Source organism: Desulfosalsimonas sp. (genome assembly GCF_055149105.1).
In genome coordinates, this window is the sequence record NZ_JBSRLA010000072.1 from 1 (window position 1) to 15,400 (window position 15,400).

Annotated in this window: 21 protein-coding genes and 1 pseudogene; 7 read left to right on the plus strand and 15 right to left on the minus strand. The window is 55.1% G+C overall.

All coding sequences use genetic code 11. The features are described from left to right. Together ACTCIA_RS14360 and ACTCIA_RS14365 are read left to right on the plus strand one after the other, a co-directional pair. A partial coding sequence (locus ACTCIA_RS14360) for a nucleotidyltransferase domain-containing protein (RefSeq protein ID WP_463002501.1) occupies positions 1-271 on the plus strand: 271 nt, incomplete at its 5' end. 32 nt (positions 272-303) lie between these two features. Next, positions 304-666: a HEPN domain-containing protein gene (locus ACTCIA_RS14365; protein WP_463002502.1), complete on the plus strand. Its 363-nt coding sequence runs from the start codon at positions 304-306 to the stop codon at positions 664-666. Positions 667-813: 147 nt separating this feature from the next. Here the strand turns inward: ACTCIA_RS14365 and ACTCIA_RS14370 are convergent, their stop codons facing one another. The 4 genes from ACTCIA_RS14370 to ACTCIA_RS14385 are packed head-to-tail and all read right to left on the minus strand — an operon-like array spanning position 814 to position 3,951. Further along, complete coding sequence (locus ACTCIA_RS14370; protein ID WP_463002503.1) at positions 814-1,017, minus strand: ATP-binding protein; 204 nt, start codon at positions 1,015-1,017, stop codon at positions 814-816. Between the two features lie 23 nt (positions 1,018-1,040). Continuing rightward, positions 1,041-2,087: a DUF362 domain-containing protein gene (locus tag ACTCIA_RS14375; RefSeq protein WP_463002504.1), complete on the minus strand. Its 1,047-nt coding sequence runs from the start codon at positions 2,085-2,087 to the stop codon at positions 1,041-1,043. Positions 2,088-2,102: 15 nt separating this feature from the next. Continuing rightward, the gene (locus ACTCIA_RS14380; protein ID WP_463002505.1) at positions 2,103-2,897 is read right to left on the minus strand and encodes an SDR family NAD(P)-dependent oxidoreductase; all 795 of its coding nucleotides are present in this window, start codon (positions 2,895-2,897) and stop codon (positions 2,103-2,105) included. 25 nt (positions 2,898-2,922) lie between these two features. Further along, positions 2,923-3,951: an aldo/keto reductase gene (locus ACTCIA_RS14385; RefSeq protein WP_463002506.1), complete on the minus strand. Its 1,029-nt coding sequence runs from the start codon at positions 3,949-3,951 to the stop codon at positions 2,923-2,925. Between the two features lie 311 nt (positions 3,952-4,262). On the opposite strand from ACTCIA_RS14385, the gene ACTCIA_RS14390 reads away from it, so the two are divergent. From ACTCIA_RS14390 to ACTCIA_RS14400, 3 genes and pseudogenes are all read left to right on the plus strand, one after another. Next, the gene (locus ACTCIA_RS14390; RefSeq protein ID WP_463002507.1) at positions 4,263-4,520 is read left to right on the plus strand and encodes an alcohol dehydrogenase catalytic domain-containing protein; all 258 of its coding nucleotides are present in this window, start codon (positions 4,263-4,265) and stop codon (positions 4,518-4,520) included. Positions 4,521-4,649: 129 nt separating this feature from the next. Further along, a pseudogene (locus ACTCIA_RS14395) lies at positions 4,650-4,910 on the plus strand (transposase); the annotation flags it as partial. A gap of 99 nt (positions 4,911-5,009) precedes the next feature. After that, on the plus strand, positions 5,010-5,843 hold the full coding sequence (locus ACTCIA_RS14400; RefSeq protein WP_463002521.1) for a TorD/DmsD family molecular chaperone: 834 nt from the start codon (positions 5,010-5,012) through the stop codon (positions 5,841-5,843). Positions 5,844-5,923: 80 nt separating this feature from the next. Here the strand turns inward: ACTCIA_RS14400 and ACTCIA_RS14405 are convergent, their stop codons facing one another. The 3 genes from ACTCIA_RS14405 to ACTCIA_RS14415 all read right to left on the minus strand — a co-directional run bounded on the left by ACTCIA_RS14405 (position 5,924) and on the right by ACTCIA_RS14415 (position 7,819). Continuing rightward, on the minus strand, positions 5,924-6,703 hold the full coding sequence (locus tag ACTCIA_RS14405; protein WP_463002508.1) for an enoyl-CoA hydratase: 780 nt from the start codon (positions 6,701-6,703) through the stop codon (positions 5,924-5,926). Positions 6,704-6,834: 131 nt separating this feature from the next. Further along, positions 6,835-7,038, minus strand: a complete 204-nt coding sequence (locus tag ACTCIA_RS14410; RefSeq protein WP_463002509.1) for an SCP2 sterol-binding domain-containing protein — start codon at positions 7,036-7,038, stop codon at positions 6,835-6,837. Next, positions 7,028-7,819, minus strand: a complete 792-nt coding sequence (locus ACTCIA_RS14415; protein ID WP_463002510.1) for a flavodoxin family protein — start codon at positions 7,817-7,819, stop codon at positions 7,028-7,030. Before ACTCIA_RS14415 ends, ACTCIA_RS14410 begins: the two co-directional genes overlap by 11 nt. Before the next feature lie 52 nt (positions 7,820-7,871). On the opposite strand from ACTCIA_RS14415, the gene ACTCIA_RS14420 reads away from it, so the two are divergent. Then, complete coding sequence (locus ACTCIA_RS14420; RefSeq protein ID WP_463002511.1) at positions 7,872-8,054, plus strand: hypothetical protein; 183 nt, start codon at positions 7,872-7,874, stop codon at positions 8,052-8,054. On the opposite strand, the gene ACTCIA_RS14425 is transcribed toward ACTCIA_RS14420, so the two are convergent. The 4 genes from ACTCIA_RS14425 to ACTCIA_RS14440 all read right to left on the minus strand — a co-directional run bounded on the left by ACTCIA_RS14425 (position 8,033) and on the right by ACTCIA_RS14440 (position 11,094). Further along, positions 8,033-8,437, minus strand: coding sequence for a hypothetical protein (locus tag ACTCIA_RS14425; protein WP_463002512.1), 405 nt, complete (start codon positions 8,435-8,437; stop codon positions 8,033-8,035). The two genes, ACTCIA_RS14420 and ACTCIA_RS14425, sit on opposite strands and share 22 nt — an antisense overlap. A gap of 306 nt (positions 8,438-8,743) precedes the next feature. Then, positions 8,744-9,646 carry a ParA family protein gene (locus tag ACTCIA_RS14430; RefSeq protein WP_463002513.1) on the minus strand — a complete coding sequence of 301 codons (903 nt, stop codon included), beginning with the start codon at positions 9,644-9,646 and terminating at the stop codon, positions 8,744-8,746. Positions 9,647-9,919: 273 nt separating this feature from the next. Further along, complete coding sequence (locus ACTCIA_RS14435; RefSeq protein WP_463002514.1) at positions 9,920-10,450, minus strand: hypothetical protein; 531 nt, start codon at positions 10,448-10,450, stop codon at positions 9,920-9,922. Beyond that, positions 10,450-11,094, minus strand: a complete 645-nt coding sequence (locus ACTCIA_RS14440) for a lactate utilization protein (RefSeq protein WP_463002515.1) — start codon at positions 11,092-11,094, stop codon at positions 10,450-10,452. The genes ACTCIA_RS14435 and ACTCIA_RS14440 overlap by 1 nt, the downstream gene beginning before the upstream one ends. A 339-nt stretch (positions 11,095-11,433) precedes the next feature. Here ACTCIA_RS14440 and ACTCIA_RS14445 point away from each other — a divergent pair, with 339 nt between their 5' ends. Then, a complete protein-coding gene (locus ACTCIA_RS14445; RefSeq protein WP_463002516.1) occupies positions 11,434-12,069 on the plus strand; it encodes a helix-turn-helix domain-containing protein in 636 nt (211 codons plus the stop codon). Between the two features lie 45 nt (positions 12,070-12,114). On the opposite strand, the gene ACTCIA_RS14450 is transcribed toward ACTCIA_RS14445, so the two are convergent. The 4 genes from ACTCIA_RS14450 to ACTCIA_RS14465 form a co-directional block, all read right to left on the minus strand. Next, positions 12,115-13,026: a thiamine pyrophosphate-dependent enzyme gene (locus ACTCIA_RS14450; RefSeq protein ID WP_463002517.1), complete on the minus strand. Its 912-nt coding sequence runs from the start codon at positions 13,024-13,026 to the stop codon at positions 12,115-12,117. 76 nt (positions 13,027-13,102) lie between these two features. Beyond that, positions 13,103-14,296 carry a pyruvate ferredoxin oxidoreductase gene (locus ACTCIA_RS14455; protein ID WP_463002518.1) on the minus strand — a complete coding sequence of 398 codons (1,194 nt, stop codon included), beginning with the start codon at positions 14,294-14,296 and terminating at the stop codon, positions 13,103-13,105. 4 nt (positions 14,297-14,300) lie between these two features. Continuing rightward, entirely contained in the window at positions 14,301-14,648 is a 348-nt protein-coding gene (locus ACTCIA_RS14460) for a 4Fe-4S binding protein (protein ID WP_463002519.1), read from the minus strand. Further along, positions 14,648-15,211, minus strand: a complete 564-nt coding sequence (locus tag ACTCIA_RS14465) for a 2-oxoacid:acceptor oxidoreductase family protein (RefSeq protein WP_463002520.1) — start codon at positions 15,209-15,211, stop codon at positions 14,648-14,650. The genes ACTCIA_RS14460 and ACTCIA_RS14465 overlap by 1 nt, the downstream gene beginning before the upstream one ends. Positions 15,212-15,400: the final 189 nt, after the last annotated feature.

Genomic DNA, 15,400 nt, shown 5'->3' on the forward strand with positions numbered 1-15,400 from the left:
CGAAGTGGAACCCGGCGCTGAGATCATTCTTTACGGCTCACGCTCGCGTGGAGATGCAATCGCGGAATCAGACTGGGACTTCCTCGTCCTGGTTGATGGGCCTTTGAGCGATGAACGTACAGATCAAATACGTCACAGGCTCTATGAAGTGGAATGGGAATCTGGAGAGGTAATATCCTCGATTGTAAGGAATCGGGAAGAATGGAATAGTGGTATTTATCAGGCTATGCCATTTCATCAGCGGGTCCAGCAGGAGGGAATCAGACTGTGAATGAACGGAGCAAGGACTTAGTTTCATACCGAATGGCACGTGCTGAAGAGACTTTGGAAGACGCTCGCATTCTCGCCAGGGCAGAGCGGTGGAATGCCTGTGTAAACCGTCTCTACTATGCCTGCTTCTATGCTGTCTCTGCTCTTCTTGTCCGCGACGGGCTCTCCTCTTCCAAGCATGCTGGTATACGTGGCCTATTCAATAGAAATTATGTAAAAACCGGCAAAATCCCGAAGCATCTGGCCAGAATATACAATGACCTTTTTGAGCGACGCCAAGAGGGTGATTATATCGACTTTGTCAGCTTTGGAGAATCACAGGTCGTACCATGGATTTCAAAGGCAGAGGAACTCATCAGCTATATTTCCAAATTGGTTCGAGAGCAGGCCAGTTGAAGGACCAGTTTTTTTCCATGGTTCAGAAAAGCCTTTCGCTAACCTTCTCCCAAATTGGTGTCCAAGTTAACTGTATACCGGGCCACTGGTGCAGGAGAATCCCCGAATCCCTTTGTAAATCCGTTAAGGCAATAGTGAAGCAAGTTTCTATCCTTTGTAGGCGGCCGTGCGCTGCGGGTTTTGATCTAGGGGATAGCGCGCGGTAAAGGTTGTGCCGTGTTTGGCGGAGCTGGTAAACCCCACGCAGCCTTCGAGGTACCGTTCGCTGAGCAGTTTCATGCTGTAGGTGCCCAGCCCCCGGCCCAGCCGCCGGTTACCCCGCATGAGACGGAAACCGCATTTCGAGTTCATTTTTTTCAGCCGACAGCAGCGCCTTAAACCAGAAGATCCCGCATTCCCCGGATCCATGCTTTGAATTCCGGGTCCTGGTTTAGCGATTCGGCCAAGATTTGCATCCGTGTCGGGTTTGCTGTCCCCAGTCCGAGTGCAACGGCTCTTTTTACCTGCCGCATCTGCCAGGGCGATTTGTCGGCCAGTCTTTCCCATCGGTCAAAGGATTTGATCATGGCCAGCCCGACCGCGTCACAGGCCACGGGGTCTGCGCCGGCCATGACCAGGCGGGTATCGCGAACCTCGCCCTGCCACGGGCCCCCGGAAACCATGATTCGCTTGCCGTCAACAATATGCAGGTCAAAGGTGAAGGCCAGGTTCAGCTCGGCCACCACCTCTTCCCAGTGGGACCGGTCAACCAGGTAGGGCCGCTGGCTGAAGTGGGTGGCGCCCACGAGATTTTTCAGGCAAATCGAATACCCTGCATACCGATGGGTCTTGATCACCGGCAGATTGATTACCCGGTCCACCTTGAACAGCCATTCCGTAACCTCCACATGATCCAGGTGCCTGCCGCTGACCGGTACGGACACCCATCCGTGGTCTTCGAAAGAGATGGTCTCGGCCCCGGCCTGCCGGGCTGCCGGGCCAATGCCGGTTTCCTCCATGTTTTTCCCGGTGCCGCCCCGTATGAGTGCGGACATGTCGCCCACATACACCTTATCCGCGCCGTTGGCATACAGCAGGGCCACCACGGTGCCCACCAGTTCGGCGCTGGTAGTCGTGGGATTGCCCATGGCGCCGACCACATTGGGTTTCACCAAGGCTGTTTTCCCCCGGAGTCGGAGCTGATCAAAGCCGCCGATGGCTGAGACGGCGCGTTGGACCATGGCTTTGACATCCCGGCCGCCGACCACGGCAACCATGGATTGGCCGCCCCGGGAATAAGGGGTTTTCCTGTCGTCTGCCGCAACTTTTTTCCGGGTGCCCGTAAAAAAAACTTTCAGGCTGTGCCAGCTCCGGAATATGCCGAATGCGAGCCCGACAGCCGCAATCACCAGGAAAAAGGCCCGCCTGCCGAATTTTCTCATGAGTCCCTTTGTGTTTTAACCAATTGCCCGAACCACGCCCCCGTCCACGCGCAGGGCCGCACCGGTGGTTGCCGATGCAAGCGCGCTGCATACGTAAACGATCATGGCAGCGGATTCGTCTACTGTCGCGAAGCGACGGATTACCGAGGAGGGGCGCATGGTTTGGAAAAACTGCTTTTCAAATTCCTTGACGGTCAGGCCCTGCTCGGCCGCTGACTGCTCCACCATTCGGCCCACGCCCTCAGATGTGGTCGGTCCGGGCAGCACGCTGTTTACGGTCACCCCGGTGCCGGCAAGCGTTTCGGCCAGTCCGCGCGATACGGCCAGTTGGGCGGTTTTGGTCATGCCGTAGTGGATCATCTCGGTGGGGATCTGCAGGGCGGATTCGCTGGAGACAAACACGATGCGCCCCCAGTTTTGCGATCGCATAGCCGGCATATAGTGGCGCGCCAGCCGGACCCCGCTCATCACGTTGGTTTCGAAAAAACGAAGCCAGTCATCATCGCTTACCTGATCAAACGGCTTGGGCTCGAATATGCCGAGATTGTTGACCAGCACGTCGACCTCCGGCAGTTGCCCGGTGAGTATGCGGCACCCGTCCGCACGGCTCAGGTCCGCGACAGCACCGTTGACCGTTGCGCCCGGGATTTCGTTTTGAATCTGTGCAACCGCCTTGTTTACGCGCGCCTCGGTCCTGCCGTTTACCGTCACGAGGGCGCCTTCGCGGGCCAGTTCGCGGGCGGCGGCAAAGCCGATACCGGCCGTGGAGCCGGTGACAAGGGCTTTTTTGTCGGTCAAACCCAGGTCCATCAATGCCTCCCCTGTATCTGTGCTGCTATTGTTGTGTTGTGGGTTCCGGGTAGCGGTTTCTGGCTTGCCAGTCGACCATCCAGCCGGGATATTCTTCCGGCAGTGCGCTGACCTCATCGAGCCGGGCCAGCTCTTGGCCGGAAAGTGTCAGTCCGGGAGCGGCCAGGTTGTCTTCGAGCTGTTGGTTGTTTTTGGCGCCGATTATTACGCTGGTGACCGCGGATTGGTGAAGCAGCCAGGCAAGGGCCACCCGCGCAGCCGATGTGTTATGCGTGTCTGCAATCTGTCCCAGGACCTCCACCACGGAAAAGACCCGCTGTTTGTCCACCGGCGGAAAATCAAACTTTGTGCGGCGCGCCTCCGCCGGGCCCTGGCCCTCGCGGGTGAACTTGCCCGACATCAGCCCGCCGGCAAGCGGGCTCCAGACCAGCAGCCCGATCTGCTGATCTGTCATCAGCGGCACCAGTTCTCGCTCCAGGTCGCGGGCGCCGATGCTGTAAAACGCCTGCAGGGTTTCAAAACGGTAGAGGTTGTATTTATCCGATATCCACAGCGACTTTGCCAGATGCCAGGCCGCCAGGTTGGAACACCCGATGTAGCGCACCTTGCCGGAGCGGACCAGGTCGTCGAGCGCCCGCAGGGTTTCTTCCAGGGGCGCCAGGGGATCAAATCCGTGGATCTGGTATAGGTCGATATAATCGGTGCCCAGGCGGCGCAGGCTGTCGTCGACCGCCTGCATGATGTGCCCCCGCGACAGGCCCACCTCGTTTGCACCCGGCCCCATGCGGCCGCGCACCTTGGTGGCCACCACCACGTCCTTGCGCCGGTTTCCAAGGGCCTTGCCCAGCATTTTTTCGGATTCGCCCTCGGAATACACGTTGGCCGTGTCAAAGAAGTTGATTCCGGCATCCAGGGATTTTGCGACCAACTCGTCTGCGACTTCCTGTGGCTGTGTGCCGATGACCTCCCAGAATCCCTTGCCGGCAAACGTCATGGTGCCAAGGCACAATTCAGAAACAAGCAAACCGGTCCTGCCAAGCGGTTTGTATTTCATGGCCCCTCCATTTCATCTTCTTCCAGCAGTTTTGCCTGTACAAGCAGGCAGTTGTCTCCGACGAAAAAAAATGAGTCCCTCCTTTTAAAAGGTTAATTCTGAAATTGCCGAACGCAAAGGGCAGTATCTCTAAGGCGGCGAAACGTGCGGGGCGGGGGCGCCTGCATGTCGGTCCGGCCGGCGCCTAAAGCAAATTGCTGTCTGTCGCGTTGCTGCGCCTTTTCTTTGACACTTTTTTCCCCGCCGTTATTTTGGGTAAAGTACGGTTATTTCGTAAAAGTCGATAATTTCAAAATGCAGGGAGGTTTGCCATGCCACGAACGGTTCGTTTCCATAAAACAGGCGGTCCGGAAGTCCTGGAGATAGAGGATCTGCCTTTGGAGGAACCCGGAGCGGGCGAGGCGCGAATCAAGGTCGAGGCACTGGGCCTTAACCGGGCTGAGGTGATGTTTCGGCAGGGAATGTATCTGGAGCAGCCCAAGCCGCCCGCGCGCATCGGCTACGAGGCCGCCGGCGTGGTGGACGCGCAATTCCGGCAATTCCGGGGACAGTATATTAATTTCAATTGACTTTGACTTTGCAACGACCGTATAGTCGGAATCATGGCAAGAATCGCAAGAGTAGTGGCGCCGGGCATGCCGCATCATATCACCCAGCGCGGCAACAGGCGGTAGCAGACCTTTTTTTCAGAGGCGGATTATGCCGCCTACATCGATTTGATGGCCCAATGGTGCGATAGATATGCTGTGGATATATGGGCCTACTGTCTGATGCCGAATCATATTCACTTGATTGCCGTTCCGTCCGATAAGGAGGGTCTCCGGCTGGCTGTAGGCGAGGCCCATCGCCGGTATACCCGCCGAATTAACTTCAGCAAAGGATGGAGGGGGCACCTGTGGCAGGAGCGGTTCTTCTCGTTTGTCATGGACGAGCGCTACCTGCTTGCCTGCGCGCGTTATATCGAGAACAATCCGGTTCGCGCCGAACTGGCCGACCGGCCGGAGCAATGGCCCTGGAGCAGCGCTGCGGCCCATATAACCGGCCTGGACGATAAATTGGTGAGTGTGGCGCCTGTGCTTTCGATTATCCGTGGCAACTGGTCGGATTTCCTGTCCAAAGGTTCATCGGAGGAGCAGGATAGTATCCGCAGGCATGAGCGCACTGGCCGCCCCCTGGGCAAAATGACAGATTCGGAAGAATTAAACCGGAAACAACCGGAGATTGAAAAATCCGTTGCCGCCTCGGATATGTACAGATTGTTGTTCATGTCCATGGATTTTCCCACGGAAGAACTGGCTTCCGGGTTGCTCGACGGCGGTTTTGAAAAGGATGCTGCGGCAATTTTTGAGGAACTCGGATTTCCCGTGGAAGACCGCGAAAAGATAAGGTCCGGGCTGATTGCTTGTAAGGGTAATGAAAAAAACAGCAATCAATTGCTTACGGAAATGCGCCGGGAATATACCCGCCTGTTTACACATCCCAAAAAACCGGCTGTTGCCCTGTATGAAACCACTTTCCGCTATGATCCCGAAGACGCGCTTCAATCCAAACCCGCCCTTTTTATCAGCCCGGCTGCCCGTGATGCGGAGCGCTGCTATAAAAAAGCCGGGCTGGTAATGTCTGGCGAGGTGAATGAGCCCGCGGATCATATTGCCACGCAGATGGAATTTATGATGTATCTCTACCTGCAAAAGGCCAAAAGCATCCGGGCGGGCAGCCATGCGGATCTGGGCATAATAGAGGATCAGATCCGGGAATTTATCCAGGCCCATCTACAGAAATGGGCCAAGGATTTTTTCGGGCAATGTGTTTCAGCCAGCCAGATCCATGCTTACAAAGCCATTGGCGAAATGGGCCGGATATGCATGGAACGGATGCTGGTTGCTGAATAATTTTCGGCCGGCACTGTGAAAGTGTTGCTGCTGCCGGGTCTGGCTCTGGTTTATGTTATCAGTACAGCCGAAAATATTCCTCAGCGGTTTTTCCATTTTACCGGGGGTTGTTTCTCAACAAATGCGCGAATGCCGTTTTGTGCATCCTCGGCCATACAGTTCATGACAATGGTGTGCTTGGCAAAATCAAGGGCTTTGTCATCTTCCTGATCCACCTGGGAATAAAAGCCCTGTTTCCCGATGCTTAAAGTAAACCGGCTTGCTTCTGCAATTTGGGCCGCCAGCTTTTCCGTTTCCTGAGCAAGTTCGCTTAAAGGCACCACCCGATTGACCAGCCCGAGCTGTTTGGCTTCTTCGGCCGGGAAAGAACGGCCGGTCAACAGCATTTCCATGGTGGCCTTTCTCCCGATGGCCCGGGAAACGGAAACCGCCGGTGTAGTGCAAAAAAGCCCGATTTTCACGCCGGGCGTGGCAAAGCTTGCATCTTCGCTGGCCATGACCATATCACACCAGGCTGCCAACTGGCATCCGGCCGCAGTGGCGATGCCCTGAACCTGTGCAATCACCGGCTGGGGCAGATCATGAATCAACTGCATCATCCGGGTGCACTCATCAAAAACCCATTTGTACGATTTTACACCCCCGTTTAGCAGTTCGGGCAAATAATGGCCGGCACAGAAATTTTTGCCTTCAGCCCGGATAATGACAACTTTTACGGATTCATCCGCAGAGACCTGCCCAAGGGCGTGGATGATCTCCTGAATCATTTGTCCGGACAGCGCATTGATCTTTTCCGGGTTGGCCAGGGTCAGAAACGCAACAGCATCCTTTACATCAAAACGGATCTTTTCGTAATTCATAACAGGACTCCTTTTCTTGGACGACTACCCGGGCACGGCGGAAAAAATCGGACTCAGGTTCAGGTGTTTGTTTTTCAATATATATCAAAACCCCACCGGGTGTAAAGTTTGTATTGCCCCTTTATCTTGCGTTATGGACGGCCGAAAATCCGGCCCAGGTCTGCAAGCAGGTCAATATCGCCCTCGGCACTGTACTTGTTTTCCAGAAATAAAGCCGGGCCGTCCGCCTTTCCGGTGAGAATGTCCATCCATGTTTCAAAGGGAGTATAAACGGTAAGATCGGCTGTTTGGGGATCGCCTGCAATCCCCCGGATCCGGCCGTTTTCAATTGCCAAATGGCAGGAGCCCGCCACCTCGCCGGAAAAAACAAATTTGGGTCATCCGGTAGATGCCGGGATAGACTGAAATTCCCAGATAGTTGATCGAAGTCTCAAGCACATCGGTCGGACCGGCGGCGGCCCGAGAATGGGCGCCACAGAGAGGCTCGTCGGAGGGGCGCCGCCGCAGCCGAGCGGTGTGCGGTGTTTGATATTGAATAATCGTTGCCACAGCGGTATTTTCCTTATTGCCAACCAAAACCATAAGGAAAAGGAGAACCGCCATGGCCTCGGCCCCGGGGCGGTAGATATCGGCGGCCAGAACATGTTTGTACACGTAATTGGCCCAGACAGACAAGGGGCCGAAGATTTCAGGCTCGTGAAAACCGGCCACTGACAAAATAACGGTTTTGGGATACGGGTAGCGCACGGGATGATGGGTCCGGCCCTCATGCTCCACGAAAAAAGGCTCGTTCATGGGCAGGGTTCGCTCGATGAATTTTTTCATCACCGAGTTTAATCTGTAGTGATACAACGGGCTTGCAAAAACAGCCATGTCGCTGCGGCGGTACTTGTCAAACAGTTCCGCGCTCATGTCGTCTTTGTGAATGCATACTCCCGGGGTTTTTGTCCAGCATGCAAAACAGCCGCTGCATGGTTTGATCTTTTTTTCGCGCAGATTGACGACTTCCACGTCTGCGCCGGCCTCTTTCATGCCCTCCACCAGATGGCTGAGCATGAGTTCTGTCTTGCTTTGTCCCTGGCTGCGCGGACTGCTGTTTAGGGCCAGCACTTTCATCTGGATTCTCCTTTAATGTGCAGGATGAAATGACAAAGATTCTGAGCGGGGGTTGGGAAATGATTTTGAAGATATTGAAAATTTGAAGGGCATTGAAGCCGGCTGCGGCAGCGCGCCGCCGCAGCCGGTTGATGTGCTTGGGGTGTTGATGAGTTTTCCGGGAATTGCAGTTGGTCCGGACATCTTCGGGATGTCCCAAATTTGTTCGATAAATTACGGGTTTGCAGTACCGTAATGTTTGATGTTGTAGCTGCGGTTCCAGCTGCGCAGGTCCTGCTGGCTGGTATATCGGTTTCCTCTTCGTTGAATCCAGCTATGGAAGTTCCATGCCTTGTCACACCTGCAGGGTCCAATAAGGTAGTACCCGTTATTGACATAAGATTGAGCAGCATTTCTGGCCTGATGGCTTTTTGAATATCTTCCGACCACTCTAAGACTTGCACTTGAACTGGAGCCGTTTTTCATGGCGTAATTGCCGCCGCCCTCTCCTTTCCATACAGTACAGCACCACTGGCTGTCAATGGCCTGGGCATCCGTGGGTGTTGTTATTACCGCGCCAGCTGCGAGAAGTAGGCAAAGGCTCAGGCTTAAGCAGAGTTTTTTTAAAAGTTTTTCCACGGGATATCTCCTTTTCTGTTTTTTGTTTAAAAAATGAACCCAAAATGATTCGTCAAAGCAGAAACAAATTTGAGAACAAAAAAAAATTAAATGCAATCGCCCGGCGAGGAATACGGCAGGGGCATTGGATACCCGATCATTTCCATATGCGCCTTCCCAAGCGCATTGTTGCTTTTTCTGGATTTTTGGGCGCCAAGTTCCGTCCGTATTCACTAATACAATATCTCGGCTGCTCTGCAGTTTTCTTTAAGCAATTTTTTCGGAAGCGATGGGAGGAAACCTTGATTATTGTCCTTAGGCGGTTTTTCAGGGCCTTTGTAATTTTGGCAATTGCCTGATCTTGTACCCGCACCGGCCGGCTAGTTCCACCGCTGTCTTTCGGACATGATCATAGTAGGTGTTATATTTTTCCCGCAGGGTGGGAAAATACAGGCTGTCGTCGGCGGCGCTCGACAGGGTGTGGGCGTGGGGGAAATAATTTTTGAAAATAGTGGTGTTGTGGCGGGCCGCGATATCAATGAGTTCCCGGTGGTGGAGCTTGTACTGCCGGGTGCGCCGGTCGGTCTTGTTGAGCAGTATCCCGGCTGTCTGCGGCGCCGGGTGCCGGTTGTTTTCGATGGCCCGGGCATATTGTATCATGTTGAATGTGTCGGTCATGGCGTTTACGGCCATGCGGCTGGACTCCGAGGGAATGACAATATAATCGGATGCGCGAAGGGCGGCCATGGTGATCTTGTTTCTTTGGTCAACATTGGCCGGAGTGTCAAATAAGATGAGATCAAACTTTTTCTGCAGGGTGCCGGTCAGGGATCGCAAAAACCGGACAACTTTTTGCTGCTTCCATTCCGATTCGATGTCAATGGCCGATTCCCGTTCCTGGGTCATGACCCAGAGCTCGGCAAGGGGAATCCGCCGGGTTTGTGTGCGCCCTTTTTCCCTTTTGAGCAGATAGTCGGCAAACCGCACCTTTTTGCCGCTGTTGATGTCTTGAAACAGATGTGTAATGCTTCGCTTGTCTGACTTGGCGGCGGCAACCGCATGAATCCCTATCAGGGAGGTGGCGGAGCTGGACTGGCTGTCGAGGTCCACCACAGCAACCCGGGCCTCTTTGCCGGCTATCCGGGTGGAGGAGAAAAAATCCGACAGAAAAATCGTAATGGTCGATTTCCCCACCCCGCCCTTGTTGTTATAGATCGAAATCACAGCCATTTTTATCTGCCCGCAGCAAAAGTAACGGAAATAACTTGCGTAAATCGCCAATCAGTAAAATATCTATGCGGGAAAGGGGATTTTGTCAACCAGGAAATGGGTGATCCGACCACAGTCCGGATGCGGTGCAGCCTTCGGCATCATTCAAAATGCCGGTTTAAAAATTCAAGCTGATCATGGATGATGTTTTTAAAATCCGGCCCTGTATACAGGTCAAAATGATCCGGTTGATAGGTTATCAGCTCCGCCCGCGGGGCTTTTGTGCCGCCTTGATTACTTCCTTTTATTTTCCAATGCCAGCCCAATAAAGCGGTTTTCAAGTGTGATGCGAAGCGCTTTGACCTGTTGCGTGAGGTTCTGGATTCTGGACAGCCGGCCGGGGTTTTCCCTGGTGAGCCGGTGTTTCTGGGTGGCGCACAAATACCAGGTGCAGATCCAGGGGCGGCTGGTTCTGGCAAGCACGCAGCCCCGGGGGCCAAGAAAGGCACAGGGCATTTGGCTGCGTTTTTTGGGGCTTTGAACCGGCAGGGGCAGGCCGGCGGCGTGGAGAAACAACAGGTCTTTTAAGTCAAACCAGATATCTGCAGACAGGCAGCAGGGCTCTGGGCAGAACGTGCAGGTTTTAGCGCACAGGTGCTGGTAGAGCCAATCCAGTTGATCCAGGCCGGCCCGTATATGGCCGGCTGTTTCAATCAGCAAATCCAGCCGGGCCGGGTGTTTTTCAAAAATGTATCTGACAGAGAAATTGGCCGCCTGCCAGCATTGCCGCCGGTGCCAGGGCGGGCCTGCGCACTGCCGGGCCATTAAAATCCCAGGCTTTGGTTTACCAGCACCACGGTTACATCGGTCATCATGGGCTTGCGGTGCAGGATTGCGGTGATCCGGCAGATGCGCTGGGGAGAATTGCAGTCTGTACAGATGCCGGTTTCCGCGCACGGGGTGCTCATGTTCAGGCTCTTGGCGCGCATGGGTGCGGCCACCTCCCGGATCCGGCGGAAAGCCCCGTCAAGGTCCACGGCCACCTTGTTCATGCCGGCCACGATAATCACCTTGGGGCATCCGAATGTCATGGCATTGGTCCGGTTGCCGACCCCGTCCACGTTCACGATCTCACCGGTGGCGGAAATGGCGTTTGCGCTGCAGATAAAGCAGTCGCAGCGGCCCTGTTTGAGGCGAAGCGACAGGTCTGATTCCTCGGCGACCGGCTCCCAATGGTCGTAGACGGTTTTGCCCATTGCGCCCAGGGCATCGGGAAGATCTATGGCCCGGGCGGTGGCGGATCCGCCGAAACCAAAGCTTTCATAATCCTTGATCAGTTCAAGGATCAGGTCCCGGGCCTCGTCTGCATTGTTGACAAAGTGACCGGCAAATCCGTGCTTTTTGAGATTCTCCAGGGTCTGATGACCCAGCTTTTCCCACAGCCAGGCATGGTATTGGGTATCGGTCATTATGTGTCCCTTTTTGCAGTTTGATAAGCCTGTAAAAAGTTTTTTTACAGGCAGTGTTAAGTGTTAAGTGTTAAGTTTTAAGTGATTAAGTGTTAAGTAATATCAATAAGTTATTTTTTATTGGTTGTCGGTTATAGAAGTTTCCGGATTTTTTAAATACACATATATCACAGCCGCGGGGTCAATGACAACAGAGCCGGCAAATCGCCCCGTAATTTCACGGGCCGGATGTGTTTGGGATTTGACGGTCCCGGCCGGTTTTGGTAAGAAAGAGATTCAGGCAGTTGAACAGGGAGTCGATCCCATTGATTCGGGCATATTTGCCAAAGGAGCCATGACATGGTCGAACATGAAAAACCAGCCGGGTACAAGGACCGCTATGAATTGCTGACCGGAAACATCGAGCACGGTGCCGGCGCAGTGGACGTTGAGGCCATTGGCGACCGGATCCGCAGCATCCGTGAGGAAAAGGGGATTTCTTATGATGAGATCTCGGCACTGACGGGTTTTGACGTCGATACCCTGACCCGGATCGAGGCCAATGAGATTCAGCCCCAGCTCGGAACCCTGGTAAAACTTTCCAAGGCCCTTGACAGCGCGTTTTCAAGGCTGCTGTCCGGGGTGGGCAACCGGCTGTATTCCGTGACCCGCAAGCATGAGCGCATGCCCGTGACCCGGTCCACATCCACCAGGGGCCGCAAGCTCTATTCCTATCAGAGTCTGGCTCCGGAAGTCCAGGGCCGGCACATGGAGTCTTTGATCGTTGACCTGGAGGAAAACCCGGACAAGGAAGCCTCTGTTCACGAGGGCGAGGAGTTTATCTTCGTGCTCGAGGGCACGGTGCTGGTGAGAATCGAAAAAGACGAGTTCGAGCTGGAGCCCGGCGACAGCGTGTATTACCTGTCGACCACGCCCCACATGGTGGCGGCCAAAAAGGAGCGGGCCAGGATTCTGGCAGTTCTCTACGAAGGGTAACCACCAGTCCGGGCCCGCCATCTATCTTTTGCTTCGCTTCATGTTTCAGCAGATGCCCTGGGCGACTTTTTCATAAGCCGCCCATTTTTCGTCCACTTCCGCCTGCAGGACCCGGATTTTTTCCGCATCCATGCCCTTGAACCGGTTCTGGGTGGCAAAATAGTCGGCCACTGGTTTGCGCTTTTTGTCCAGCATTTTTTCCGAGGCGCCTGTTAGGCGAAACTGCCCTTTTTCCCGCTCATAGAGATCAAACAGCCCGGTTTCCACGGCCATGCGGCCGATTTTGACCGTGTAGCGGGGAGAAAATCCCCAGCCGGCCGGACACGGCGTGTGCACGTGGATGTACTTGGGCCCGGGAATGCTTTTGGCCTTTACCACCTTGTCGTAAAAATCCAGGGGATAGGCCGCTGATGCTGTGGCCACGTAATCGATGCCGTGGGCCGCGATAATGGCGGGCACGTCTTTTTTCCGCTGGTGCTTGCCGGTAAACGGGGTGGTGGTGGTCAGCACGTGCTGGGGTGTGGTGCCGGAGCGCTGGACTCCGGTGTTCATGTATGCCTCATTGTCATAGCAGATAAAAATGAAGTCCTCGCCCCGCTCGCATGCCCCGGACAGGGCCTGGAGGCCGATGTCGCTGGTGCCCCCGTCTCCGGCCCATGCCGCCACCTGGACATCCGGGCGTTTCTGGGCCCGCATGGCCGCCAGCACGCCAGTGGCCGCAGCCGCGGTTGAGGCAAAGGTGACGTTTAAGCACGGCAGCTGGGTTGCGGCAATGGGATAGAGTCCCTGGAGCACGGTCAGGCAGCTGGGCGGGACCACAAGGATGCTGTCTCTGCCCAGGGCCTTTAAACCGGTTTTGTAGACGATGCTTAACCCGCAGCCCGCGCATGCCCGGTTTCCCGGGTGTACGTATTCTTCTTCGGGCAGATTGAGGATGGTGGTTTTTTTTGTGGCCATGATATATTTATCCTGAATAAATTAGCTGTTGTTATGCGTCAAAGCCTTGCCGCAAAAAGGCTGTCTGCAAGCGGAGTTACAGTTTCAGCCCGATAAAATCCGGATCATGCGGTTTGCTTTGATTTTCACTGCATGCGGTTTTTACGGCCTCGTACAGAGCCCGGGTCCGGATTTCCCGGCCGCCGAGGCCGAGGATAAAATTGCGGATCTTCGGGAGATTCTCTGTGCCGTAAAGCGCTGCCTTTATATCTGAAAACAGCGGGCCTTCGTAGCCGTAGCTCAGGGCTTTTTCAAACACGAACACGTTTTTTCTGCCGCTCAGGGCTTCGGCCACAGCCCGGTCCGGAAAGGGCCGGTACAGGCGCAGGCCGCAAACGCCCACGGAAACGCCTTCCTTTCGAAGCTCATCGACCACGTCGCGCATCTGGTAAGACAGCGATCCCATGCAAACCACAACCTGCTCGGCGTCATCGCAGAAATAGGACTCGATAAAGGGCTGGCCCCCGCGGCCGAAGACGTCTTTGAATTTTGCGTCCGTGTCCGCGGTCACGTCAATGGTCCGGCGCAGATCCGTGTGCAGGTTGTGCCGGATTTCCATGTAGCCCGGCGCGGTGTTGCCCCGCACATCGGCCCTGGGCTCGGGCAGGGTGACCGTGTTGAGGTTGGCCGGACATTGGGGGTTTAATGCCCAGTCCGGGGTAAAGGCGGGCAGGAATTTTTCCACGTCCGCCTGTTCCGGAATATCAAAGGGCATGTAGGTGTGCGAAAGGATATAGCCGTCATAGCAGACCATCACGGGTGCGCGAACGGTTTCGGCAATGGCAAAGGCCTGGATCACCGTGTCGATGATCTGCTGATGATCGCAGCAATAGATCTGGATCCAGCCGGTGTCGCGCTGGCTCATGGCGTCCTGGTGATCGTTCCAAACGGTCCAGGGTGCGCCGATGCCGCGGTTGACAACACACATGACAATGGGCAGCCGGGCGCCCGCAGCCCAGTGGAGCTGCTCGTTCATGTAGAGCAGGCCGTTTGCGCTGGTGGCTGTAAAGGCGCGCGATCCGGCGCTGGATGCGGCAATGCACACGGACAGGGCGGAATGTTCGCTTTCCACCGGGATGTACTGGGCATCCATTTCCCGGGAATCCACCAGTTCCGATAGTTTTTCTGTTAAAGGCGTCTGCGGGGTGATGGGGTAGGCGGCCACCACCTGGACGCCGGCCAGTTTGACCCCCATGGCTGCTGCAACATTGCCCGCTTCGATAATATGCATGAGCTTACTTTTCCTCCATGAGAATCAGGGTTTCCTCCACCATTGTGATGGCGTCAGCCGGGCATTCCTCGGCGCAGATCTCGCATCCCTTGCAGTATTCATAATCAATGGTGGGCGGGATGGTTTTGGTGATCACTCCGTCGGGACAATACAGCCAGCAATTAAAACAGGCCGCCTTGTTGCGCTTGGCCGGGATGCACTTGTCCAAATCAATTACCGGGCGAAGCACCCGCCATGATCCGGTCCGCCCTCCGTCGCCGGGTCCGGGCTCGCTGTGGGATGTGCGGCAGGCAAATTTTTCCTGCTTTTTGGAATCATTGCCGGAATTACCGGGATTTTTCACGTCATTCATCAGGCCTCTCCAATCAGCGTATGCGCATGGGTCATGCGGGCGGCTTCGGCGTTTTTCTCCGGGTTTTTCCCGGCAAACTCCGCTTCTATGGCCCCGGCCAGGGTGTCCATGTCAAGGATTCCGGCGGCTTTGGCAAATGCGCCGATGATGCCGGTATTGACAATTCCCGTGGGCAGCCCTGCGTTGGCGGACATGGTGGTGACATCCGCAGTGGCGATTTTCATTCCCGGAAAATTAAAGGTTTCCGGCGGCCTGGGCGAGTTGATGATAATCAGCCCGCCGGGTTTGAGCCCGGCGGCCACGTCCACTTCCTCCACCAGAAGGTGATCGAGCACAAGCACCATGTCCGGCTCCGTGATGGGAGACAGGTCATAGATTTTGTTTTTTGATATTTTCAGGGAGGTCAGCACGGGTGCGCCTCTTCGTTCCGTGCCAAAGGTCGGGGCCATGACCACCCCGCCGTAGCCTGATGTAAAGGCGGCATTGGCAACGATCTTGGCCGCCGTGATGGCCCCCTGACCGCCTCGGCCGTGCCATCGGATTTCGATGATGTCGTCTCGCATGATTCCTGCTTGTTTTTTTATGGTTGATGATATGATGCGCCTGTAAAAAGTTTTTTTACAGGTAGTGTTAAGTTTTGATGGCGCCGTAACAAGTCCAATATCTGCGTTACGCGCAATTTCTCAGAATTTCACGTACGGCTAAGTACGCTGCATTCTTCGAAATTGCGCAAGCCTTGATCTTGAACTTTT

What these genes read in the sequence shown, in the direction of transcription:
- ACTCIA_RS14390 (WP_463002507.1), top strand. Translation starts at nt 4,263, where the DNA reads ATGCCACGAACGGTTCGTTTCCATAAAACAGGCGGTCCGGAAGTCCTG.
- ACTCIA_RS14450 (WP_463002517.1), bottom strand. Translation starts at nt 13,026, where the DNA reads ATGGCCACAAAAAAAACCACCATCCTCAATCTGCCCGAAGAAGAATAC.
- ACTCIA_RS14460 (WP_463002519.1), bottom strand. Translation starts at nt 14,648, where the DNA reads ATGAATGACGTGAAAAATCCCGGTAATTCCGGCAATGATTCCAAAAAG.
- ACTCIA_RS14455 (WP_463002518.1), bottom strand. Translation starts at nt 14,296, where the DNA reads ATGCATATTATCGAAGCGGGCAATGTTGCAGCAGCCATGGGGGTCAAA.
- ACTCIA_RS14465 (WP_463002520.1), bottom strand. Translation starts at nt 15,211, where the DNA reads ATGCGAGACGACATCATCGAAATCCGATGGCACGGCCGAGGCGGTCAG.
- ACTCIA_RS14435 (WP_463002514.1), bottom strand. Translation starts at nt 10,450, where the DNA reads ATGGCCCGGCAGTGCGCAGGCCCGCCCTGGCACCGGCGGCAATGCTGG.
- ACTCIA_RS14365 (WP_463002502.1), top strand. Translation starts at nt 304, where the DNA reads ATGGCACGTGCTGAAGAGACTTTGGAAGACGCTCGCATTCTCGCCAGG.
- ACTCIA_RS14415 (WP_463002510.1), bottom strand. Translation starts at nt 7,819, where the DNA reads ATGAAAGTGCTGGCCCTAAACAGCAGTCCGCGCAGCCAGGGACAAAGC.
- ACTCIA_RS14380 (WP_463002505.1), bottom strand. Translation starts at nt 2,897, where the DNA reads ATGGACCTGGGTTTGACCGACAAAAAAGCCCTTGTCACCGGCTCCACG.
- ACTCIA_RS14445 (WP_463002516.1), top strand. Translation starts at nt 11,434, where the DNA reads ATGGTCGAACATGAAAAACCAGCCGGGTACAAGGACCGCTATGAATTG.
- ACTCIA_RS14385 (WP_463002506.1), bottom strand. Translation starts at nt 3,951, where the DNA reads ATGAAATACAAACCGCTTGGCAGGACCGGTTTGCTTGTTTCTGAATTG.
- ACTCIA_RS14440 (WP_463002515.1), bottom strand. Translation starts at nt 11,094, where the DNA reads ATGACCGATACCCAATACCATGCCTGGCTGTGGGAAAAGCTGGGTCAT.
- ACTCIA_RS14375 (WP_463002504.1), bottom strand. Translation starts at nt 2,087, where the DNA reads ATGAGAAAATTCGGCAGGCGGGCCTTTTTCCTGGTGATTGCGGCTGTC.
- ACTCIA_RS14430 (WP_463002513.1), bottom strand. Translation starts at nt 9,646, where the DNA reads ATGGCTGTGATTTCGATCTATAACAACAAGGGCGGGGTGGGGAAATCG.
- ACTCIA_RS14370 (WP_463002503.1), bottom strand. Translation starts at nt 1,017, where the DNA reads ATGAACTCGAAATGCGGTTTCCGTCTCATGCGGGGTAACCGGCGGCTG.
- ACTCIA_RS14405 (WP_463002508.1), bottom strand. Translation starts at nt 6,703, where the DNA reads ATGAATTACGAAAAGATCCGTTTTGATGTAAAGGATGCTGTTGCGTTT.